This is a genomic window from Micromonospora sp. CNZ296 (assembly GCF_007827635.1).
Window position 1 is genome coordinate 139,771 of record NZ_VISW01000003.1, and the last position, 20,377, is coordinate 160,147.

20 protein-coding genes are annotated in these 20,377 nt (G+C 74.4%); 3 read left to right on the forward strand and 17 right to left on the reverse strand.

What is annotated here, in order from left to right; all coding sequences use genetic code 11:
- Nucleotides 1-19: 19 nt before the first annotated feature.
- From FB455_RS06175 to FB455_RS06185, 3 genes are all read right to left on the reverse strand, one after another.
- Nucleotides 20-1,066, reverse strand: a complete 1,047-nt coding sequence (locus FB455_RS06175; RefSeq protein WP_145752613.1) for a zinc-dependent alcohol dehydrogenase family protein — start codon at nucleotides 1,064-1,066, stop codon at nucleotides 20-22.
- Between the two features lie 384 nt (nucleotides 1,067-1,450).
- Nucleotides 1,451-2,170, reverse strand: coding sequence for a hypothetical protein (locus tag FB455_RS06180; RefSeq protein ID WP_357087242.1), 720 nt, complete (start codon nucleotides 2,168-2,170; stop codon nucleotides 1,451-1,453).
- Nucleotides 2,171-2,175: 5 nt separating this feature from the next.
- Complete coding sequence (locus FB455_RS06185) at nucleotides 2,176-2,679, reverse strand: SigE family RNA polymerase sigma factor (protein ID WP_013285212.1); 504 nt, start codon at nucleotides 2,677-2,679, stop codon at nucleotides 2,176-2,178.
- Between the two features lie 136 nt (nucleotides 2,680-2,815).
- On the opposite strand from FB455_RS06185, the gene FB455_RS06190 reads away from it, so the two are divergent.
- The gene (locus FB455_RS06190) at nucleotides 2,816-3,610 is read left to right on the forward strand and encodes a DUF3152 domain-containing protein (RefSeq protein ID WP_030274838.1); all 795 of its coding nucleotides are present in this window, start codon (nucleotides 2,816-2,818) and stop codon (nucleotides 3,608-3,610) included.
- 28 nt (nucleotides 3,611-3,638) lie between these two features.
- On the opposite strand, the gene FB455_RS06195 is transcribed toward FB455_RS06190, so the two are convergent.
- The 4 genes from FB455_RS06195 to FB455_RS06205 all read right to left on the reverse strand — a co-directional run bounded on the left by FB455_RS06195 (nucleotide 3,639) and on the right by FB455_RS06205 (nucleotide 6,604).
- The gene (locus FB455_RS06195) at nucleotides 3,639-4,466 is read right to left on the reverse strand and encodes a DUF72 domain-containing protein (RefSeq protein ID WP_198039697.1); all 828 of its coding nucleotides are present in this window, start codon (nucleotides 4,464-4,466) and stop codon (nucleotides 3,639-3,641) included.
- Nucleotides 4,467-4,495: 29 nt separating this feature from the next.
- Nucleotides 4,496-4,663: a hypothetical protein gene (locus tag FB455_RS34215; RefSeq protein ID WP_013474695.1), complete on the reverse strand. Its 168-nt coding sequence runs from the start codon at nucleotides 4,661-4,663 to the stop codon at nucleotides 4,496-4,498.
- Nucleotides 4,664-4,847: 184 nt separating this feature from the next.
- The gene (prfH, locus tag FB455_RS06200; RefSeq protein WP_030274834.1) at nucleotides 4,848-5,453 is read right to left on the reverse strand and encodes a peptide chain release factor H; all 606 of its coding nucleotides are present in this window, start codon (nucleotides 5,451-5,453) and stop codon (nucleotides 4,848-4,850) included.
- Complete coding sequence (locus FB455_RS06205; RefSeq protein WP_030274831.1) at nucleotides 5,450-6,604, reverse strand: RNA ligase RtcB family protein; 1,155 nt, start codon at nucleotides 6,602-6,604, stop codon at nucleotides 5,450-5,452. The genes prfH and FB455_RS06205 overlap by 4 nt, the downstream gene beginning before the upstream one ends.
- Before the next feature lie 226 nt (nucleotides 6,605-6,830).
- Between FB455_RS06205 and FB455_RS06210 the strand changes: the two genes are divergently transcribed.
- A complete protein-coding gene (locus FB455_RS06210) occupies nucleotides 6,831-7,589 on the forward strand; it encodes a peptidylprolyl isomerase (protein WP_013474698.1) in 759 nt (252 codons plus the stop codon).
- 70 nt (nucleotides 7,590-7,659) lie between these two features.
- The gene (locus FB455_RS06215) at nucleotides 7,660-8,637 is read left to right on the forward strand and encodes a DUF2804 domain-containing protein (protein ID WP_030274828.1); all 978 of its coding nucleotides are present in this window, start codon (nucleotides 7,660-7,662) and stop codon (nucleotides 8,635-8,637) included.
- A gap of 43 nt (nucleotides 8,638-8,680) precedes the next feature.
- Here the strand turns inward: FB455_RS06215 and FB455_RS06220 are convergent, their stop codons facing one another.
- The 10 genes from FB455_RS06220 to FB455_RS06265 form a co-directional block, all read right to left on the reverse strand.
- Nucleotides 8,681-10,054 (reverse strand): glycosyl hydrolase family 18 protein, encoded by a 1,374-nt coding sequence (locus tag FB455_RS06220; RefSeq protein ID WP_030274826.1) that lies wholly within the window; start codon nucleotides 10,052-10,054, stop codon nucleotides 8,681-8,683.
- Between the two features lie 176 nt (nucleotides 10,055-10,230).
- A complete protein-coding gene (locus FB455_RS06225; protein ID WP_013285222.1) occupies nucleotides 10,231-12,492 on the reverse strand; it encodes a catalase in 2,262 nt (753 codons plus the stop codon).
- Nucleotides 12,493-12,584: 92 nt separating this feature from the next.
- Nucleotides 12,585-13,247 (reverse strand): 4'-phosphopantetheinyl transferase family protein, encoded by a 663-nt coding sequence (locus tag FB455_RS06230; protein ID WP_013285223.1) that lies wholly within the window; start codon nucleotides 13,245-13,247, stop codon nucleotides 12,585-12,587.
- Nucleotides 13,244-14,068, reverse strand: a complete 825-nt coding sequence (locus FB455_RS06235; protein ID WP_013285224.1) for a metallophosphoesterase family protein — start codon at nucleotides 14,066-14,068, stop codon at nucleotides 13,244-13,246. The genes FB455_RS06230 and FB455_RS06235 overlap by 4 nt, the downstream gene beginning before the upstream one ends.
- 75 nt (nucleotides 14,069-14,143) lie before the next feature.
- Nucleotides 14,144-15,094 carry a prolyl aminopeptidase gene (pip, locus tag FB455_RS06240; RefSeq protein ID WP_013285225.1) on the reverse strand — a complete coding sequence of 317 codons (951 nt, stop codon included), beginning with the start codon at nucleotides 15,092-15,094 and terminating at the stop codon, nucleotides 14,144-14,146.
- 43 nt (nucleotides 15,095-15,137) lie between these two features.
- Nucleotides 15,138-15,512, reverse strand: a complete 375-nt coding sequence (locus FB455_RS06245; RefSeq protein WP_013285226.1) for an SH3 domain-containing protein — start codon at nucleotides 15,510-15,512, stop codon at nucleotides 15,138-15,140.
- A gap of 124 nt (nucleotides 15,513-15,636) precedes the next feature.
- Nucleotides 15,637-17,106 carry a coiled-coil domain-containing protein gene (locus tag FB455_RS06250; protein ID WP_013285227.1) on the reverse strand — a complete coding sequence of 490 codons (1,470 nt, stop codon included), beginning with the start codon at nucleotides 17,104-17,106 and terminating at the stop codon, nucleotides 15,637-15,639.
- 136 nt (nucleotides 17,107-17,242) lie between these two features.
- Nucleotides 17,243-18,205 carry an anti-sigma factor RsbA family regulatory protein gene (locus FB455_RS06255; RefSeq protein WP_030274823.1) on the reverse strand — a complete coding sequence of 321 codons (963 nt, stop codon included), beginning with the start codon at nucleotides 18,203-18,205 and terminating at the stop codon, nucleotides 17,243-17,245.
- The gene (locus FB455_RS06260) at nucleotides 18,202-19,029 is read right to left on the reverse strand and encodes an MEDS domain-containing protein (protein WP_013285229.1); all 828 of its coding nucleotides are present in this window, start codon (nucleotides 19,027-19,029) and stop codon (nucleotides 18,202-18,204) included. Before FB455_RS06260 ends, FB455_RS06255 begins: the two co-directional genes overlap by 4 nt.
- Before the next feature lie 23 nt (nucleotides 19,030-19,052).
- Entirely contained in the window at nucleotides 19,053-20,162 is a 1,110-nt protein-coding gene (locus FB455_RS06265) for a hypothetical protein (protein ID WP_030274821.1), read from the reverse strand.
- Nucleotides 20,163-20,377: the final 215 nt, after the last annotated feature.

The following is a 20,377-nucleotide window of genomic DNA, read 5'->3' on the forward strand; positions in this document are numbered from 1 at the left end:
GGGCCGGCCCGTGCCCGTCTCAGGGCCGGATCAGGCACATCCCGGCGGTGGCCGGCCGGTCCATCGTGGCCAGCGCGTCAGGCGCGGCGTCGAGGTCGATGGTGCGGGTGACCAGCTCGGCCGGGCGCAGCACCCCGGCGGTGACCAGCCGCAGCATCTCCGGGTACGCGTGCGCCGGCATGCCGTGGCTGCCGCGCAGCTCCAGCTCGTACGCGATCACCAGGTCCATCGGCAGCGCGGGCCGGCCCTGCGCGGCGGGCAGCAGCCCGACCTGCACGTGCCGGCCGCGCCGGCGCAGGCCCTCGATCGACGCGACGCAGGTGGCGTGACTGCCGAGCGCGTCCAGCGACAGGTGGGCGCCCCCGCCGGTGGCCTCCCGGATCGCGGCGGCCACCTCGGCGGGACCGCCGAGCGCGCTCGCGTCCACGCAGACCGCGGCGCCGCTGCGGCGGGCCAGCTCCAGCGCGCCGGACGACACGTCCACCGCCACCACCCGCGCCCCGCTCGCCGTCGCCACCATGACCGCGGACAGGCCGACGCCGCCGCAGCCGTGCACGGCCATCCACTCGCCCGCCGCGACCCGGCCCTGCGCGACGACGGCCCGGAACGCGGTGGCGAACCGGCAGCCGAGCGCGGCAGCGGCCGCCTCGTCCAGCTCGTCCGGCAGCCGGACCAGGTTGACGTCGGCGTGCCGTACCGCGACCAGGTCGGCGAACGAGCCCCACCCGGTGAAGCCCGGCTGGGTCTGCCGCTCGCAGACCTGCTGGTCGCCGGCCAGGCAGGACGGGCACCGCCCGCACGCGCAGACGAACGGCGCTGTCACCCGGTCGCCGGGCCGCCAGCCGCGTACGTCCGCGCCGGTGGCCACGACGACACCGGCGAACTCGTGCCCCGGCACGTGCGGCAGGCGGATGTCCGGGTCGTGGCCCTGCCAGCCGTGCCAGTCGCTGCGGCACAGGCCGGTCGCGCCGACCCGGACGACCACCCCGTCCGGCGCCGGCACCGGGTCGTCCACCTCCCGGACCTCCGGCCGTCCCCCGAACTGCTCGAACACCACCGCACGCATGCCCCCGATCCTCACACCCACCCGCCCCACCCCCCGCCCCGCCCCCGCCCTCCCGCCCCCCACCCGCTCCCCGTGATCTTGCACTTGCGGCCCTGTCGATGTCGTAAATGCCCCGTCTGACCGGGCAGAAAGCGCATGATCACCGGCGACGACCGGTCCCCGCCCCACCCGCTCCTCTCCGACGCGTCAGGCCTCCCCACACCCTGAGCGGCCGTAGATCTTGGTACGAGCGCGCCCTCATGAGGGCGGCTCCGTACCAAGATCCACGTGACTCGGCCTCCTGACGCCGGTGATCAAGGAGTTTGTGTCCTCGCCGGGGCGGTTTCGGGCCGCAAACTCCTTGATCATCCGGGGGAGAGACGGGAGAAGGGGAGAGGGGCCGGGCTACAAGCGGCGGCCCTGGGCGGTACGGGCGGTGATGCCGTCCAGGGGGGTTCCCGGGGTGAGGGTCGTCGGGTCGAACCAGAAGATCACCACCTCCGGGTCCTCGCTCCAGCGGACCAGCCTCGCCTCGACCTGCCGGCCGTCGACGGTCCCGACGATGCGGGCCGCCGGGCCGACGAAGTAGCCGAACGTGGGGATCGACGCGTCGGTGGGCACCCGCTGCTGGTCGTACCCGATCTCGTGGAACCCCGGCCGGCGGTCGCTGCCGGACACGTCGTTGACCAGGAAGTCCGACGTCAGGCGGCCGTCCGGCGCGCGGCGGCCGGCGACCAGGCCGATCGTCACGCGCGGCAGTTGCGGCACGTCGACCGGGACCATGAAGAACACGCGCTCGTCGGCGCCGTACCGGATGCCGCTGTCCACGACCGTCCCGAGCGGTCGCGGTGGCGCCTCGGTCGGGGCCGGCGCGGCGGTCGGCGTGGGCGGGGGAGTGTCGGCGGACGCGGTGGCGACCGGCTCCCCGGCCGGGAGGTCCGGCGGGCCGGGCCGCGTCGCCACGGCGCCGACCCCGACGGCCACCGCGACCGTCGCCACCGCCGCCGCGACCCCCGCGCCGATCCGCCGGCGGCGGCGCAGCCGGCGTCCCCGGCGCATGATGTCCGCGATGTCCAGGCCGTCGGCCCGCTCCGTCGCCCGCATCACCCGGCGCAGCTCGTCCATCTCGGTCACCGGCACGTCTCCTGCGGTCGCGGCGCGGACAGACCGGCGGTACGCAGCTTCTCCAGCGCCCGCGACGAGGTGCTCTTGACGGTGCCGACCGACACGTCGAGTTCGCGGGCCACCTGGGCCTCCGGCAGGTCGAAGTAGTGGCGCAGGACGACGACGGCGCGTTCACGGGCGGTGAGCGTGCCGAGCGCGGTGACCAGCCACCGCCGGGTCGCCACCTCCTCGGCCATGTCGCCGCCGCGCCGTTCCGGCAGGTCGTCGCTCGGGTACTCGCGGATCGGCCGCCGCCAGGTGTCGACGAGGTGGTTCACCAGCACCGACCGGGCGTAGCCGTACGGGTCGCCGTTGCGGATCCGGGACCAGGAAGCGTACGTGCGCACCAGCGCGGTCTGGGCGGCGTCCTCGGCGTGGTGGTGGTTGCCGGTCATGAGGAACGCGGCATGCGTCAGCCGCGCCGAGGACGCCCGCGCGAACTCGACGAACTCCGCGTCACCCCGGGCCATGCCGGTCCTCTGCACCTCTCACCCCGGTAGGGACGTGCGGGACGCGGAAAAGGTTGAGTCCCCGCCGGACCAACTTCCGCGACGGGTCACCCGTCCTCATCCCCGTGCCCCCGACCGGGTGCCGAGGGGAGACGAGATGACCAGGACCGTGGACCGGACACGCGGCGGCGCCGCCGTGATCGCGCTGGCGGTGTCGCTGGCCGGCTGCACACCGGCCGTGGCCGATCAGCCCGCAGTCGCGCCGTCCGGACCGGCCGGGCCGTCCGCCGCCGTGCCGTCCGCGTCGGCGGCGGCGCCCGTCCGGTCCCGTCCGGCGCGGATCGGCTATCCCGCCGACGGCGGCGACGAGTGGCGGTTCGCCGCCGCCGAGCCGGCCACCCACGGGGGTACGGGCCGGCTGCTGCGCTACCGGGTGGCGGTGGAGCGCGACATCACCGGTCTGCCACCGGCCGATTTCGCGGCGCAGGTCACCGGCATCCTCACCGGCCCGGGTGGCTGGACGACCGACGGACGGATCGCCCTGCGCCGCGTCGGCGCCCGCGGGCCCGCCGACTTCACCCTCTACCTCGCCACTCCCGGTACGCGCGACGACCTGTGCGGGGACGGGCCGGACCGGTACACGTCCTGCCGTAGCGGGGACCGGGTGGTGGTCAACGTGGCCCGCTGGGTGCGCGGCGCGCCCGCCTACGGCAGCGACCTCGCGGCGTACCGCCGGTACGTGGTCAACCACGAGGTCGGCCACCGTCTGGGTCACGGGCACGAGCGCTGCCCGGGGCGGGGACGTCCGGCGCCGGTGATGCAGCAGCAGACGCTCGGCCTGCACGGCTGCACCCCGAACCCGCTGCCGTTCCTGCGCGGGGAGCGGTACGCGGGACGGTCCGGCGCGTACGACGACCGCCTGCCCCCGCCCGAGGGCGGCCGGGAAGGGTGAGCGGGCTGGCGGTGATCCCACCCGGCGCTCAGAACAGCGTGGCCGGGCCGACCGGCTCCGGCTCGGGCAGCGGCGCGAGCCCGGGCACCCGCTCGCGGACCTGGTCGTGGAAGCGGCGGGCCAGCTCGGGCGCGTCGGCGTTGTCTGGCGTGTGCACGAACACGGTCGGCGAGCGGCCCTCCCGCAGCCAGCCGGTCACCACGTCCAGCCACGGCTGCCAGCCCTCGACCGTGCGGGCCGGGTCGTCGCGGCCCAGGTAGCGCACGATCGGCCGGTCGGTCAGCGCCCGGGTACGCAGCGGCAGGCGCGGCTTGCGCGTCCACGCCTCCCGCTCGGCGTCGCTCGTCGGCGGCGTCCGGAAGAACGCTGTGGTGTCGAACGGGATCCACTCCGCGCCGGCCCGGTGCAGCGTCGCCTCCAGCGCACGTACCGCACCGGGCTCGGTGAAGAAGGCGGGGTGGCGGACCTCGACGGCGTACCTGTGGGTGGTGGGCAGCGTGCGCAGGAACCGGTCGAGGTCGGGCACGTCGCCGGGGCCGAACGAGCCGGGCAGCTGGATCCAGAGCGCGTCGGCCCGGGGGCCGAGCGGCTCCATCGCGTGCAGGAACGCCCGCAGTTCGGCCTCGCCGCCGGTGAGCCGGCGCTCGTGGGTGACCACCTTCGGCAGCTTCGGCAGGAAACGGAAGCCCGGCTCGGTCTGGTCGGCCCAGGACGCCACCGTCTCCCGGGCCGGGGTGGCGTAGAACGTGGTGTTGCCCTCCACGGCGTCGCACCACCCGGCGTACGCGCGCAGCCGCTCGTGTGCGGGCAGCGGGTGCGGCAGGAAGCGGCCGGACCAGGACTTGTGCGTCCACATGGCACAGCCCACGTGCAGGCGCATCCCGGTCACCGGCAGGGCCAGCTCGTCGAGGCGCCACGCAGCGCCGCGGCCGCGAACGGACCCGTCTGGGTCAGCAGAGCGAGGCCGAGGAACCCGGCCAGCAGGAACCCGCCCGAGCCGACGAGGATCCACATCGCGACCACGGCGCGGAAGCGCTGCACGAGCGGGTTCACCGGACGCGGTCCATGTCGCGGGCGCCGTCGGTGACCTGCCCGGGGTCGGCGGAGTACGCGCTGTAGTGGCCGCTCCTTCTCCGCCGCATCAGTCCTCCTCGCGCGCCGTACGCCGGCGAGCCGGGCTGCCCGTCCGCCGCGCCCACGGTAGCCGGGGCCCTCACGCGCGGCGGACCGGGCCGTGTCAGGGACGTTCCACCCGTACCGGGTCACCGCGCACGAGCTCGTCGTGGACCCGCCAGCGGGCGTCGACGCCCGCGCGCCGGGCCGCCTCGTCGTCGGCGGCGATCCGCTGCCGCAGCAGCTCGACCGCGATCCGGCGGTTGAGGTGCAGGTGCCGTTCGGTGTCCACCACCACGGTCCGGCCGGACGGGCGGTGCGTGGCCCGGACGGCGGTGCTCGCCTTGTTGCGGTGCTGGCCGCCCGGCCCGCCGGTGCGGCACGGCACGAACTCGACGTCGGCCTCGTGGAACGGCGTGACCACCACGTCGGTCCGGCACGTCCGCGCGGTGACGTACCAGTTCTTCCGGCCGTGGCCCGTCCGGTACGGGCTGGGCGCCTGCCAGCAGAGCGTGCCGGTCCACCCGGCCGCGAACGCCTCCGCCCCGGCGCCGGTGATCCGGACCAGCACCGACCGGTAGGTGCTGGCCCGGTCGCCGGGCACCGTCTCGACCCGTTCGGTACGCAGGCCCCGCCGGACCGCCTCGCCCTCCAGGCGGGACAGCAGCCGGGCCAGCGCCCACGCGCACTCGGCCGGTCCGCGTCCGGCGGACAGCAGCAGCTCGGTCACCGGCGGCCCTTCCGGCGCTCGTCGCGGCGGCCCACGTCCGGCGTCTTGTAGGTGACCAGCGGAACCGTTGTGGTGACCGGTGTGGCGAGGTCGTGCGCCACCAGGTCGCCGATGACCTGCTCGATGCGCTTGTACGCGGTGGGCGCCTCCTCGAACAGCAGTTGCCGGTCGCCGCACACCACGATCGAGCCGACCGGCGTGCGCCGCAGTTCCTCGACGGTGTGCTTGGCCCGGCCCCGGCGCAGCGCGTCGGCGCGGGACATCTTGCGCCCGGCGCCGTGGGCCACCGAGTAGCCGGCGTCCGGCCCGGCGTGCGCCGCCACCAGATAGGAGGGCGTGCCACGGGTGCCGGCGATCAGCACGTCCCGGCCGTCGCCCGGCGCCGCGCCCTTGCGGTGCAGGTAGCGTCCGTCGCGGACCTCGACCAGGTTGTGGCACTGGTCGACGACCGGTTCGGTGGGTTCGGCGCCCAGCGCGTACGCGACCCGCGCGGCCAGCAGCCGCCGGTTGAGCGACCCCCACCGCACTGCCGCGTCGTGCCGGGCCAGGTAGGCGTCCGGGTCGGGCGCGGGACCGGCGCCGTGCGTCTCGGTGTGCTCGCGCAGGATCCGTTCGCCCAGCCCGCGCGACCCGGAGTGCACCACGAGCACCAGGTCACCGGCGTCCAGTCCGAGCCGCGCGGCGTGCTCCGCCGCGAGGATCGGCCCGACGCGGGCCAGTTCGACGAAGTGGTTGCCGCGCCCGACGGTGCCGAGGCCGTCGAGGTGACCGGCCGGCACGTCGCCGTCGAGCACCGACCAGGCCGGGTCGTCGGCGCCCCGGTCCGGGTCGAGCGCCCGGTCCAGGTCGGGGAACCGGGCCGCGAGCCGCTCGGGTACGACCCGGCGCAGCGCGATCGGGAAGACCGCGATGCCGCACCCGATGTCGGAGCCGACGAGGAACGGGTAGAGCACGGTCGAGGACATCGCGGCACCGATCGGCGCGCCCTTGCCGGGGTGCAGGTCGGGCATGGCAGCGACGTGCGCCATGCCGTCCAGGGCGGCGACCTGACGGCACTGGTCGAGCGCGGCGGACTCGATCCAGCTGCCGGGGGAGGAGAAGACGGAGACGGTGGCGGGCACGACGGCCCGCCCGGAGGGGTACGCGGACACAGACGCTCGTTTCTGGAGGAGAACGCGGAGGACGGCGGACGGCAGGCGGCGCGGAGGGCCTGCGGGCGGGGATGCGATCCGTCAGAACGTCATGCCGCTCAGCCTCGCGGAGGCGGCCCCGGGGCGGCAACCGACTTTCGACCCGCCGGAGCGCCCGCGTCGACATCGGGTGACCCGGTCCATAGACTCCGGTCGTTCTGGTACCACGAGTCCAGGGAGGACCACCGTGTCGAGCGAAACCCGAACGCACGCCGCATTACCCCTGCTGGCCCGCCTCGCCGGGGTGAGCGTGGCCGCCGCGACGATCGTCGCCGCCGCAGGTGTCGCCGCGACCGCGGCACCCGCCGCCGACCCGGCGCCCACGAAGGGGCCGTGCGCGTACACGCCCACGCCGGACGAGCCGGCCGCCCGTCCGGTGCCGCTGCCGCCGGACCCGCGCCGTACGCCGGACCGGGGCACCGTGCGGGTCACGCTGCGCACCAACCAGGGGCCGATCGGGCTGACGCTGGACCGCGAGCAGGCGCCGTGCACCGTGCAGAGCTTCCTGCACCTGGTCCGGAAGCGCTTCTACGACCGGACGCCCTGCCACCGGCTCACCGCGTACCCGACGCTCACGGTCCTCCAGTGCGGCGACCCGTCCGGGACGGGCGAGGGCGGCCCGGGCTACCGCTACCGCGACGAGCTGCCCACCGACCTGCCGCCCGCGCCGACCGACCCGACGGGCGTACGCCGCCTGTACGCGCGCGGCACGCTCGCCATGGCCAACGCCGGCCCGGACACCAACGGCAGCCAGTTCTTCCTGGTGCAGGCCGACTCGGCGCTGCGTCCCAACTACACCGTGTTCGGCCAGGTCGACGCGGCCGGGCTGGCCACGCTGGACCGGATCTCGGCCGGCGGCATCGCGCCCACCCCTGAGGATCCGGCTCCGGTCGACGGCGCCCCGGCGGTGCCGGTGGAGATCTGCCGCGCCAAGCAGGGCCGCTGACGCGACGGCCCGGCGGGACGGCCGTCCAGGCCGCCCGCCGGGCCCGTGCCGCCGTCGGTAGCCTGCGGCGATGACGCATGAGCGGGAGATCACCGAGCCGGTCGACCTGTGCCGGCCGGACGGGCGGCTGAACCCGGACGCGGTCGGCTGGAGCCGCCGGCCGCTGCACCGGGCGAACCTGCGCGGCTGGGGCCGGGCCAAGCGGTGGGAGCACTGGGGCGTGGTCACGCCGACGCACATCCTCGGCCTGGTCGCGTCGTCGCTCGACTACGCCGGGGTGCAGAGCCTCTACCTGCTCGACCGGCGTACCGGCCGGGAGACCACGGCGGAGGCGGTGGTGCCGTTCGCCCGGGGCACGGTGCTGCCGCCGGTCAGCGGCACCGGTGCGGTCCGCGCCCGGGGCGGAAAGCTGACCATCGCTGTGGAGCAGGGCCCGGACGGTAGTACGGTGCGGGCGAGCGCGCCAGGTGTCGAGGTGGACCTGACCGTGCCGCTGCCGCCCGGCCACGAGTCTCTCGGCGTGGTGGTGCCGTGGAGCACCCGCCGGTTCCAGTACACGGTCAAGGACATCGGCCGGCCGGTGCACGGCACGATCACAGTGGACGGCACGGCGTACCCGGTGGGGGAGGGGTCGTACGCGGCGCTCGACCACGGCCGCGGCAAGTGGCGGTACGCGGTGCGGTGGAACTGGGCGGCCGGCAGCGGACCGGGCCGGGCGATCCAGCTCGGCGGCAAGTGGACCGACGGCACCGGCTCGACCGAGAACGCGGTCTTCGTCGACGGGCGGCTGCACAAGATCGGCGCCGACCTGACCTGGGCGTACGACCGCACCGACTGGCTGCGGCCGTGGCGGATCACCGGCGACCGGGTGGACGTCACGTTCCACCCGTTCCACGAGCGGGTGGCGCGGACCAACCTGCTCGTGCTGGCCGGGGAGACGCACCAGTGCTTCGGGCACTTCACCGGCTGGGCCGCGACCGACGACGGCGGGCGCGTGGATCTGGACGGCCTGGTCGGCTGGGCCGAGGAGGCCCGTAACCGCTGGTGAGGCCGGTCCCCGCCGGGCCGGGCCGCCCGGCGGGGAAGCCCGATCAGGCCGGCAGCCGCCAGACCTGGTTGGCGCCGCCGAAGCAGTCCCAGATCTGCAGCCGGGTGCCGTTGGCGGAGCTGTTGCCGGTGGCGTCCAGGCACCGGCCCGACGCCGGGTTGCGCAGCGTGCCGTTGCTCTGGGCCTGCCAGGTCTGAGCGCCGGTGCCGTTGCAGTCCCAGAGCTGGATCCTGGTGCCGTTCGCGGTGCCGGCGCTCGTCACGTCCAGGCACTTGCCCAGCGCCCGCAGCGTGCCGTCACCGGCGACGGTCCAGCTCTGCGCGGCGGTGCCGTTGCAGCCGTACAGCTGGATCGCGGTGCCGTTCGCGGTGCTCGCGGCCGCCACGTCCACGCAGGCGCCGCCGATGCCGGTGATCGGCCCGGTACGCCCGGACGGCGGCGGCGTGCCACCGCCGGTGACGGTGTCGTAGATCGCGCTGACCAGCGAGGTCGAACCGGTGGTGTCCTGCGACAGCTCCCAGTTCATCATCCCGCCGGCGTTCGCCATGGCCCACTGCGTCTTGCGCTTCACTGTCGGTACGCCGTTGTAGCACTGCTGGGCGCCGCCGGCTGTGGTGCAGTCCCGGTTGGCGTTGGCCGGGTCCATGCCGACCAGCGCCGAGTAGGTGTAGTAGCCGGGCCGGCTGTAGAAGGGCACGCCGAGCACCGCCTTGGCGGCGGGCAGGCCGCGCGACTTCCACCTGTTGACGCTGGCGATCGACCAGTCGTAGCCGGCGTGCGGGCTGCCGCCGTCGTACGCCATGATGTTCAGCCAGTCCACCGAGCCGAAGACGGCTGTGGGCACCCCGTCGACGTAGTAGCCCTCGGAGACCACGGCGGCGGTGAGCAGCTTGCCCCGGCTGTGCAGGGCGCTGCCGAGCTGCTGCATGAGCAGCGTGTAGTTGTTCGCCGAGGCGCCCGGGTCGGGGTACTCCCAGTCCATGTCGACGCCGTCGAGGTTGTACTGGTTGACGAAGGCGATCAGGTTGTTGACGAACGCGGTGCGCGTGCCGGAGTTGGCGGCGAGCGCCTCGAACGCGGAGTCGTCGCCGTCGTTCCAGCCGCCGACGGCGATGGAGACCTTGACGTTGCTGGCGTGCCCGAGCGACACGAGTGAGGACAGCTTGCCCGGGTTCTCCACCGGGCGCAGGCTGCCGTCGCCGTTGGGGAGCACGAACGCGTAGTTGATGTGGGTGAGCTTGCCGTACTGGATGGTGTTGACGTTGCCGCTCCAGGACGGCATGTAGCCGACGCTCTTGAAGTTGTTCGGGAGGACCACCGCCTCGGCGGCGGTCGGGGCGAGGGTGAGCGCCGCGGCGGTGGTGGCCAGCGCGAGCGCACCGGCGGCGAGGCGCCGCCGGAGGTGAGGTCTGGGCATCGAGGGCCTTCCCGGGGGACGGGGGCGGATGGGGGTCTTCCTCGAGGTGGTCCAAATATTAAAGAGTATTAACTAAGGCGTCAACGACGACCGTCGATGAGTGACGGCCGGTGAGCGGTGGCGTACGCACAGCGTGGGGCGGCCCCGTCCGGGACCGCCCCACGCGCGACTCGGGATCAGGCGACCGAGGCCGGGAACCTCTCCCAGACCCGGTGCGCCGCCATCAGCCGCTGCACCTCGCCGAGCACCTCGGTGCCGGAACCACCGGTCACCACGCCCGGCGTGCCTGTGACACCGGCCTGGTGCAGCACCTCGGCGCCCGCGCCCCAGGCGCCGATCACCTTGGCGTGCCGCCACGCCTCCTCGACCAGCAGCAGCACCCGCGGGTCGACGGTCGGGGAGCCCGGCGCGCCGGCCTTGGCGTCGCGGGCCGGCAGCGCGTCCGGCGCCGGGGCCGGGGCGCCGGCCAGCAGCACCGCGTCGAGCTCGACCGAGCGGCCGGTGGCGAACGTGCGCTGCACCGGCAGCCCGTCGACGGTGCCGCCGTGCGCGGCGATCAGCAGCGGCACCATGCCGGCGGCGAACACCTCCCGGCGTACCTCGTGCACGTCGCCCAGGTCGGCCTGGGCGTCGACCACGATGCCGACCATCCGGCCGTCGGCCGGCCACTCCCGGCCCACCTGGGACAGCGCCGGGCTGGGCTGCACCTCCGCCGGCGGCACCGTGGGCTGCGGCACGGGCAGGCCCAGACCGATCGCCACCTGCTCGCACAGCACCGGGTCGACGTTCGCCAGGCACTGGAGCTGCCGCTCCTTGATCGCCTGGTGGTAGCACTTGCCCAGCTCGAACGTGTACGCCCGGATGATGTGCTCCTTCTCCACCGGCGACATGCTCTGCCAGAACAGGCGTACCTGGCTGTAGTGGTCGTCGAAGGAGGCCGGCGCGGCCCGTACCTTCGGCGCCTCGGCCACAGTCACCGGCGTGTCCACGAACGCGTGCTCGCGGTCGCCGGCCGGGAACGGGTTGCCGCCGTCGAGCGAGTTCGGCCGGTACGGCGCCACGCCCGCGTGCACCGCGTGCTGGTGGAAGCCGTCACGCAGCATGTCGTTGACGTCGGCGTGCGGCCGGTTGATCGGGATCTGGGTGAAGTTCGGCCCGCCGAGGCGGGTGAGCTGCGTGTCCACGTACGAGAAGAGGCGGCCCTGCAACAGCGGGTCGTTCGTCACGTCGATGCCGGGCGGCAGGTGCCCGACGTGGAACGCCACCTGCTCGGTCTCGGCGAAGAAGTTGCGCGGCGTCTTGTTCAGGGTGAGCTTGCCGATCGGCTGCACCGGCGCCAGCTCCTCCGGCACGATCTTCGTCGGGTCGAGCAGGTCGATCCCGGCGAACGTCTCCTCGGGCGTGTCCGGGAAGACCTGGATGCCCAGCTCCCACTCCGGGTACGCGCCGGCCTCGATCGCGTCGTACAGGTCGCGGCGGTGGTAGTCCGGGTCGATACCACCGATGAGCTGCGCCTCCTCCCAGGTCAGCGAGTGCACGCCCAGCTTCGGCTTCCAGTGGAACTTGACCAGCACCGTCGCACCGGCCTCGTCGACCATGCGGAACGTGTGCACGCCGAAGCCCTCCATGGTCCGGTAGGACCGCGGGATGCCCCGGTCGGACATGTTCCAGATGGTGTGGTGCTGCGCCTCGGTGTGCAGCGAGACGAAGTCCCAGAACGTGTCGTGTGCGCTCTGCGCCTGCGGGATCTCCCGGTCCGGGTGCGGCTTGCCGGCGTGGATGACGTCCGGGAACTTGATCGCGTCCTGGATGAAGAACACCGGGATGTTGTTGGCGACCAGGTCGAACGTGCCCTCGTCGGTGTAGAACTTGGTGGCGAAACCGCGGGTGTCGCGGACCGTGTCGGCCGACCCGCGCGAGCCCAGCACCGTGGAGAAGCGGACGAAGACCGGCGTCTCGCGACCCTTCTTCAGGAACCCGGCCCGGGTCACCTCCTCGGCCGTGCCGTACGCGACGAACGTGCCGTGCGCGCCCGCGCCCCGGGCGTGCACCACCCGCTCCGGGATCCGCTCGTGGTCGAAGTGGGTGATCTTCTCCCGCAGGTGGTGGTCCTGGAGCAGGACCGGGCCGCGCGGACCGGCCTTCAGCGAGTGGTCGGTGTCGCGCAGCCGGGCGCCGTTGGCGGTGGTGAGGTACGCGCCCTGCTGCCCCTTGGCGATCTTCGGCACGCCGGTCTCGGCGCCGGTCGGGGTCCGGGTGTCCGGCGCGCCCTGCTCGTCCTTGGGCGGCAGCGGCCCGTGCGGCGTGGTCGGCTCCTCCAGCGGTGGCGGCGCGCTGCCGGGAGCGCCCGGCACGTCCGGAGTCAGCGCGTCGCCGACCTTCTCGACGGCGGCTTCGACGACACCCTTGACGATCTGGGTGGGCTTGCTGGATTCCATCAGGACCTGTCCTCCTACAGCGAAATGTCCAGGCCCCTTCGGCCGTACCCCAGGTCAGGGCGGGCAAACCGGAACAATCGCGGTAACGCCGGTCAGGACCGGCGCGGCACGGCCACGGCGGTGAGCAGCAGCCCGCCGCCGACCAGCCAGCGGCCGTCCAGGACGTCCAGCGGCGGGCCGCCGTCGGTGCGGGTGCCGTCGACCAGGATCCGGGCGGTGAACCGGCCGGCCCGGTCGAACGTCAGCTCCGCCTCCTCGAACCCGAGCCAGCGCCCGGTCAGCGGGTACCACGCCTTGTAGACCGACTCCTTGGCGCTGAACAGCAGCCGGTCCCAGTGCGTCGCCGGGTCGGCGTCACGCAGCGCGGCCAGCCGCTCCGGCTCACCCGCGGTGAGGACGATCCCCGCCACGCCGTCGGGCAGCGGCTCGTGCGGCTCCGCGTCGATGCCGAGCCCGGCCAGCGCCCCGGCCGGGGCCACCGCCGCCGCCCGGTAGCCGGTGCAGTGCGTGATGCTGCCCACCACGCCGTCCGGCCAGACCGGCTCCCGGCGGGGGCCGGGACGGATCGGCGCCGGGGCGTACCCGAGGCGGGCCAGCGCCTCCCGCGCGCAGCGGCGGGCGGTGACGAACTCCTGGCGGCGCGCGGCCACCGCGCGCGCCACCAGGTCCTCCTCGCCCGGGTACGGCGTCTCGTCCGGCACGTCGGCGAACGCCTCGACGGCCAGCGCCCCGGCCGGCAGCAGCGTTCCGATCATCCGAGGATCCGTTTCATGGGCGCCGGCTCGCCGCCGCGGCGCCGCCACTCGCGCGGGTAGCCCAGCGACACCTCCTCGAAGCGCACCCCGTCGTAGTGCGTGGTGCGGGGGATGTGCAGGTGGCCGTAGACCGCGACGGCGGCGCGGTGGCGCACGTGCCAGTCGGCCGTCCGGTCGGTGCCGCACCACTGGGCGAACTCCGGGAACCAGAGCACCTCGGTGGGCTGCCGCACCAGCGGCCAGTGGGTGACCAGCACTGTCGGCAGCGCCGGGTCGGTGGCCTCCAGCCGCCGACGCGTCACCTCCAGCCGCGCCGCGCACCAGGACTCCCGGTCCGGGTACGGGTCGGGGTGCAGCATCATCTCGTCGGTGCACACCACACCGGCGTCGTACGCCGCGCGCAGCGACTCCTCCTTGGTGGTGGTGCCGGGCGCGCGGAACGAGTAGTCGTAGAGCAGGAACAGCGGCGCCACGGTGACCGGCCCGCCTTCGCCCCGCCACACCGGGTAGTCGTCCTCCGGGGTCAGCACGCCCAGCTCGCGGCACATCGCGACCAGCGCGTCGTAACGGGCCACCCCGCGCAGCGTCACCGGGTCGTTGGGGTGGGTCCACAGCTCGTGGTTGCCGGGCGCCCACACCACCCGCGCGAACCGGTCGCGCAGCAGCCGCAGCGTCCGCTCCACGTCGGCGAAGACCTCGCCGACGTCACCGGCCACGATCAGCCAGTCGTCCGCCGTCTCCGGCCGCAGGCCGTCCACCACGGCGCGGTTCTCCGCGTACGACACGTGGAGGTCACTGACCGCGTACAGCGCACCCGTCACCCGGCCGATCTTGCCAGCGGCGCCCCCGGATGACCAGGCTCGCCCGCCGGGCTGTCGGGGGTCCGACCGGCCCGGTCAGCCGACCCTCGCGGTCACCTCGTCGAGCGCGCGCAGCACCTCCCGGGTCACACCCGGCTCGGCGGCGGAGTGCCCGGCGTCCGGCACGATCCGCAGCGTCGCCTCCGGCCACCGGCGGGCCAGGTCGTACGCGGACACCGGCGGGCAGCACAGGTCGTAGCGGCCGTTGACGATCACGGCGGGCAGGTGCCGGATCCGGTCCACGCCGTCGAGCAACTGGCCCTCGGCGAGGAAGCCGCCGTGCACCGCGTAGTGCGACAGGATCCGGGCCACGGGCAGCGCCTGGTCGTCGGCGGTGAAGTGGGCGAGCAGCTCCGGGTCGGGCCGCAGCGACGAGTTGACCGCCTCCCACCGCCCCCAGGCCCGCGCGTACTCCCGGGCCCGCGCCTCGTCCGGGCCGTGCAACCGCCTGTGGTACGCGGCCAGCACGTCGTCGCGTTCGCCGGGCGGGATCGGCGCGACGAACCGCTCCCACTCCTCGGGCTGGAGGTGGCGCAGCCCGCCCTGGTAGAACCAGTCCCGCTCGCTGCGCCGCAGCAGCAGCACGCCGCGCAGGACCAGCCCGGTCACCCGATCCGGGTGCGCCTGCGCGTACGCCAGGCCGAGCGTGGTGCCCCACGACCCGCCGAACACCAGCCACGAGTCGATGCCCAGCCGCTGCCGGATGGTCTCCAGGTCGGCCACCAGATGCCAGGTGGTGTTGGCGCGCACCTCGCCGTGCGGGGTGCTGCGGCCGGCGCCGCGCTGGTCGAACAGCACGGCCCGGTGACGGTCGGGGTCGAAGAACCGGCGGGCCACCGGCACCAGGCCGCCGCCGGGCCCACCGTGCAGGAACACCACGGGTACGCCGTCCGGCCGCCCGACCTCCTCCACGTGCAGGACGTGGCCGTCACCGACCGGGATCCGGTGGGTGGCGTACGGCTCGACGGGCGGGTGCAGGCCGGTCATGCCCTGTCATTCTGCCCGGCGTGGGCGTGCCGGGTGGTCCCGCTCAGCAGGCGACGTTGCCGCCGAGGTTGTCCAGCAGCGCGTCGGCGACCCAGCCGGAGACACCTGTGGTGACGTCCCGCAGGTACGTCCACGTGTAGGTGGTCTTGCCGTTCGCGGTGACCCGGTCACCGCTGGCGAAGCAGTGGAAGTCGACCGTGTGACTGAGCTGCCCGTAGCCCAGGGAGGCGCAGGTGGTGTGCGGGCCGGTGCGGATGTTGACGTTCGTGGCGTTGAACAGCTGGCCGAACTTGCCGTCCACGTTGGAGTGCGAGTGGCTGCACCCGGCGCTCGCCGGTCCGGCCGTACCGGCCACCACGGCGCCCGCCGAGGCGACGGTCAGGACGACGGCGGCACCGATCGAGGAAATCTTCCGCATACCCGTCAACCCCCGAATAAAGATCGAGATGCACCAGCAGATCGATCCAAATATTTGCATATAGCAAGGTCGATGGGCAAGATGCGGCGCCGCCGGCCCGGCCCGGACCGGCGGCGCCGAACGCTCAGGCGGTAGCCGGTACGCCGTTGTCCGTACCCGTGGTCTCCGCCTCGGGCACACCCCGCGGAGCCGGCGTGCGGACCGCGAACGCGTCGAAGCTCGGCCCGTCCAGCCGCTCGACGAACGGCTCCACGACCGGCGGCTCCGACCGGTCCGGCTCGATCGCGTCCGGCTCGATCCGAGCGTCCACGGCCCGGGGCGTCACCTCGGCCGGCACGGTGATCGGCGGGCGCGCCGCCACCTGCGGGTACTCGGCTGTCTCCCCGCCGCCCGCGGCGGCCGCCATGACCGCCGCCGCGGCCAGGTCGGCGACCCGCTTGGCCTCCCGCTGCACCCGGGCCCGGGTCTCCTTGGCGTGCTGCTCGGCCAGGTCCGCGGCGCGCCGCGCCTCGTCCAGCCGCTTGGTCTCCGCGGCCAGCTCCCGGCGTACGCCGACCAGCCGCTCCTCCACCTCCGCGCCGGTCCGCTCGATGGTGGCGATCTCCCGGCGGGTGTCCTCCAGCTGCCGGGAGACGCTCTCCAGCTCCGCCTTGAGCCCGGTCAGCGTCTCCTGCCGCTGCTGGATCTCCCGCTGCACGCCGGCGAGCTGCTCCTGGTGCGCCGCCGTCTCCTCGTCGGCCCGCTCCCGGACCTCGGTGGCGTACTGCTGCGCCTCGGCGACCAGCGAGGCGATGTCCTTCTCCGCGGCGGCGGCCCGGTCGGCCAGCTCCTGCTCGGCGGCGGCCCGCCGCTCGTCCAGTTCCTTGGCCATCGTGGCCTGCCACTGGGCCAGCTCCTGCTGGGCCTTGCTGCGGTTGGCCTGGACCTCCTGCTGGATCTGCGTCCGCGCGGCCTTCACCAGCGCCTCGGACGCCGAGCGCGCCTGCTCGACCTGCTGCACGCTCTGCTCGGTGATCCGCTTCGCCTCCTGCTGGGCCCGGTCGTGCGCGGCCTGACCCTCGACGCGCAGCTTCTCCGCCAGCTCCCGCACCGCGGTCAGCTCCGCCTGCGCGGCGGCCCGCCGCTCCTCGTCCACCCGCTCCTGCTCGGCCCGGCGGGCGGACAGCTCCTCGTCCAGCTCCCGCCGCTCCCGGGCGGCCTGCTCCTGCGCGGCGGCGAGCAGCTTCTCCGCCTGCCCCTGGACCTCCTCCGCGCGCCGGGTGGCCACGTCGGTGATCTGGCCGGCCTGCTTCTCGGCCAGGTCCAGGATCTGGTCGACCATCGGGCCGAGGTCGCGGAAGGACGCCCGGTCCACAGCCGTCGGACGGTCGCGCAGCTCCACCGCCTCGGCCTGCACCCGCTGCACCTGCGCGGTCAGGTCGCGCACCTGCGCGTACGCCCGGTCCCGCGCGGCGGTCAGCGCGCTCACCTCGGCGTCGATCTGCTCGACGTACCGGTCCACCTGACGTTTGTCGTAGCCGCGCAACGCGGGATCGAACCGGGGCCGCCCGGACAGGTCGTCGTGGGGTGCGAACGGCTCGGCACCGTTGGACATTCGCCATCCTCCGTCGGTTCGCCAGCGCCAGGCCGGCGGATGACCGCCCCGCAGGGCACGATGAGGCGCTACGGTACCGCGTCCGCGCGCGAGGCTCGCCCCGCCCCGCCCTCCTGCCCGCCGACCGGCGGCACGGTCAGACCGGGAAGTGCGGGTTCCCCGCCGTCAGGCGGATGGTGAAGCCGGTCGCGTCCCTGTGGTACGTCACGTGGTCGCAACTCTGGTGGCTGATCCACAGGCCCAGACCACCGTCGGAACCGTCGCCCGCCGGCAGCAGCCCGGCGAACGGGTCCTTCGGGCCGGTCCCCCGATCGTGGACGGTCACCACGATCCGGTCCGGCGCGCGCCACAACCGCAGGCACACCGGCGGCTCACCGTGGCGCAGCGCATTGCTCACCACCTCGCTGACCGCGATCACCAGGCCGTCCAGGCCGTCGGGCGGCAGCAGGCCACGGTCGGCGGCGCGCACCTCCGCGCGGGCGCGGGCCGGCGTCGGGTCGACCAGCTCGACCAGCGGCGCGGTCCGCTGCACCGGGTCCGCCGGTGCCGGACGGAACTCGGTCAGGTAACTCGTCGGGTCGGTGTAGAGACCGGCCGTCTCGTGCCCGCCGTCCGTCCGTGCCACCAGCGGGTGGGTACGCGCCACGTCGGCGAGCACGTGCGCGGGCGTGCCCCGCCGGTCGTAGGCGCAGATGCCCCAGAGCGGGAAGTCGTCGTAGGCGTGGTTGATCGCCGACTCGTAGCGCGCCCACCAGTCCCAGGTCGCGCCGAGCAGCACCGGCGGCAGCTCGCCGACCATCCGGATCTGCGCCGCCCCCGCCGCCACGTACGACGCGAGCAGCTCCCGGTAGGAACGCAGCGCGACGCTGGGCCGGGCGTAGACGTCACCGACCGGCAGGAACGTGACCTCGGCGCCGGTGGGCAGCGCCCGGCGCACCAGCTCGGCGTTGCGCTCGTCCAGGTTCACCGCCGTCGGCTCGCCGGCCGCGATCCCGTCCAGCAGGAACGGCAGCGCCACCGCCAGCAGCTCCTCGTCGGAGTCGTAGACGAACGCCTCGTGGAAGTAGCCCACATGGCCGAAGGCCGCGCCGCTCCTCATCGGACGACCTCCACCCGTACCTCCGACAGGCCGAGCAGGTCGACGAGCCGGGCCGGGGCGCGGCTCGGGGTGCGCAGCACCGCGACGGCGTCGTGCCGGCGGGCGTGGTCGCGCAGGTGCAGCAGGCTGCGGTGGTCGACGAAACGCAGCTCGGCGGCGTCGAACACGACCCGGCCCGCCACCGGCCGAGGGTCGGCCCGCTCCAGCGCGGCGGCGAAGTCCCGGTGGTTGGACGGGTCCAGCTCGCCGGCCAGCGCCACCACCGAGTCGCCGTCGCCGGCGTGCAGCCGGAACAGCACGTCCGCGTTCGTCACCGAGTGCAGGCAGGCCAGCTCGGCGATCGCCGCGTCGTCCAGCCGCCGGCGGTCGTAGGCGCAGACCGCCGACATCGGCCGGTGCCGCATCCAGTGGTCGATCCGGTGCTCGTAGCGGGCGAACGCGTCCCGCTGGGCGGGGGTGCGGACCAGGCTCGTCGCCTCGGCCAGCACCCGCAGGCCGGTGTGCCCGGCGGTCAGCGCCTCGGTGGTGGCCCGCACGTACGCCCGGACCTGCCGGTCGGGGTCGACGATCTCGTCGTGCCGGTACGCCTCGCCGACGGGAACCAGCCGTAGCGCGTCCCGCCGGCGTGCGGCGTCGACCCCGGGGACCGAGGCCAGCCAGCCGGTGACTGTGGCGCGATCCTCCGGACAGACCACCCATACCTGCTCACCGGCGGCGAGACCGGCGCTTACCTGCTCGACCGCCAGCGCGCGCAGCGTGGCCGGGTCGTCGTAGGCGAGGCAGCCATGGGTGTAGCCCGGGTACGTCACGCCCCCGCTGGTCACCGACTCCGCCTCATGGACCCAGTCTATGCCCCGCCCACCTGGAGATCGCGCCAGGCCGTGGCCTCGGGCGGCGGGTCGCCCAGCTCGAACTCGGCCCAGTTGTTCCAGTACGCGATCGCGTCGACGTCGTTCTGCTGCCGCAGCCACGTGACGTGCTCGCGGATCGTCCGTGCCCGGCCCGCGCCGGTGGTGTCCGCGGCGGTACGGCTCAGCCCGTACTCGGGCACCAGCAGCCGGATGCCCGGGTACGCGGCGCGCACCTTGCCGAAGGCCACGCCGAACATCCGGGAGGCGGGCCAGTACGCGGCGGTGTCCCGGGAGTAGCAGTCCACGCCGTAGTGGGTCATGCCCGGGTAACCCCAGTCGGCCGGGTTACCGCGCCCCTCGTCCAGCCAGTAGCGGGTCACGATCGGGCCGTGCCCGAGCACCCACCGCCGGTTGCGGTGCGCCGCCAGGATCTGCGTCACCCGGCTCGCCGTCGCCCGGTACGTGGCCGGGGCCACGTCGCCCATCGGCTCGTGGTACCAGGTCAGGTAGATCGGGCGGTTCACGCCGTCGAGCCAGCCGGCCAGCTGTTCGACGTCGTCCTTCCAGCTGACGTGCATGACGGCCGAGGGCGCGTCGGCGAACTTGCCGGCGTTCAGCGGGGGCAGTTCCGGCAGTGCGTCCGCGTCCGGGCCGTCCGTGCCGAAGTCGCGCATGTAGCGGATGCCCGGATAGTCGGCCACCGCGCGCTGGGTCCGGGCGCCCTTCTCGGCGCTCATCCCGACCAGCAGCGGCACGGTCAGCGTGGTGGTGCCCGTGCCGGTGCGGCCGGCGCCGTCACGCGCCGTCGCGGTCAGCGTCACCGTGCCCCGGCCGGCCAGCACGGTGACTGTGAAGCGGCCCGGTTCGGCGCCGCTCGGTGTGACGGTCACCCCCGGCGAGGCGCCGGCGAGCTGGATGGTCAGCGGGACGCTCAGGTCCACCCGGACCGGGCTGTCCCAGGTGACGCCGGTGGGGTCGCTGACCCGGCCGGCGAGCGTCAGCAGGCGCGAGTCGGGGTGATAGGCGTCGACCCGGACGGTGGTCGACTGCCCGGGCAGCAGGACGGTCTGGTCGGCGGTGACGGAACGGACGACGGGTGCGGCCATGGGGCTCTCCTTCGACGTGCTTCGCTGCCGCTCCGGCCGCACGTCTTCGGGTGGCCAGAATGGCTCTGACCTGCGCTTTTACCAGCTTGCGTCGGTTCGGCCCCGATCGTCAGGGTGGCCGCAGATGGCGCGAAACCCGGTCGCCGCCGCGCTGTCCCGCCCGCATCCTGGTCCGGAGCCGGACTACCCGACCCTCCTCCTCGACCTCGCCCCTC

What these genes read in the sequence shown, in the direction of transcription:
- FB455_RS06185 (WP_013285212.1), bottom strand. Translation starts at nt 2,679, where the DNA reads ATGGCCCGGGGTGACGCGGAGTTCGTCGAGTTCGCGCGGGCGTCCTCG.
- FB455_RS06255 (WP_030274823.1), bottom strand. Translation starts at nt 18,205, where the DNA reads ATGAGGAGCGGCGCGGCCTTCGGCCATGTGGGCTACTTCCACGAGGCG.
- FB455_RS06245 (WP_013285226.1), bottom strand. Translation starts at nt 15,512, where the DNA reads ATGCGGAAGATTTCCTCGATCGGTGCCGCCGTCGTCCTGACCGTCGCC.
- FB455_RS06250 (WP_013285227.1), bottom strand. Translation starts at nt 17,106, where the DNA reads ATGTCCAACGGTGCCGAGCCGTTCGCACCCCACGACGACCTGTCCGGG.
- FB455_RS06175 (WP_145752613.1), bottom strand. Translation starts at nt 1,066, where the DNA reads ATGCGTGCGGTGGTGTTCGAGCAGTTCGGGGGACGGCCGGAGGTCCGG.
- pip (WP_013285225.1), bottom strand. Translation starts at nt 15,094, where the DNA reads ATGACCGGCCTGCACCCGCCCGTCGAGCCGTACGCCACCCACCGGATC.
- FB455_RS06190 (WP_030274838.1), top strand. Translation starts at nt 2,816, where the DNA reads ATGACCAGGACCGTGGACCGGACACGCGGCGGCGCCGCCGTGATCGCG.
- FB455_RS06225 (WP_013285222.1), bottom strand. Translation starts at nt 12,492, where the DNA reads ATGGAATCCAGCAAGCCCACCCAGATCGTCAAGGGTGTCGTCGAAGCC.
- FB455_RS06180 (WP_357087242.1), bottom strand. Translation starts at nt 2,170, where the DNA reads ATGGACGAGCTGCGCCGGGTGATGCGGGCGACGGAGCGGGCCGACGGC.
- FB455_RS06265 (WP_030274821.1), bottom strand. Translation starts at nt 20,162, where the DNA reads ATGGCCGCACCCGTCGTCCGTTCCGTCACCGCCGACCAGACCGTCCTG.
- FB455_RS06195 (WP_198039697.1), bottom strand. Translation starts at nt 4,466, where the DNA reads ATGTGGACGCACAAGTCCTGGTCCGGCCGCTTCCTGCCGCACCCGCTG.
- FB455_RS06215 (WP_030274828.1), top strand. Translation starts at nt 7,660, where the DNA reads ATGACGCATGAGCGGGAGATCACCGAGCCGGTCGACCTGTGCCGGCCG.
- FB455_RS06220 (WP_030274826.1), bottom strand. Translation starts at nt 10,054, where the DNA reads ATGCCCAGACCTCACCTCCGGCGGCGCCTCGCCGCCGGTGCGCTCGCG.
- FB455_RS06230 (WP_013285223.1), bottom strand. Translation starts at nt 13,247, where the DNA reads ATGATCGGAACGCTGCTGCCGGCCGGGGCGCTGGCCGTCGAGGCGTTC.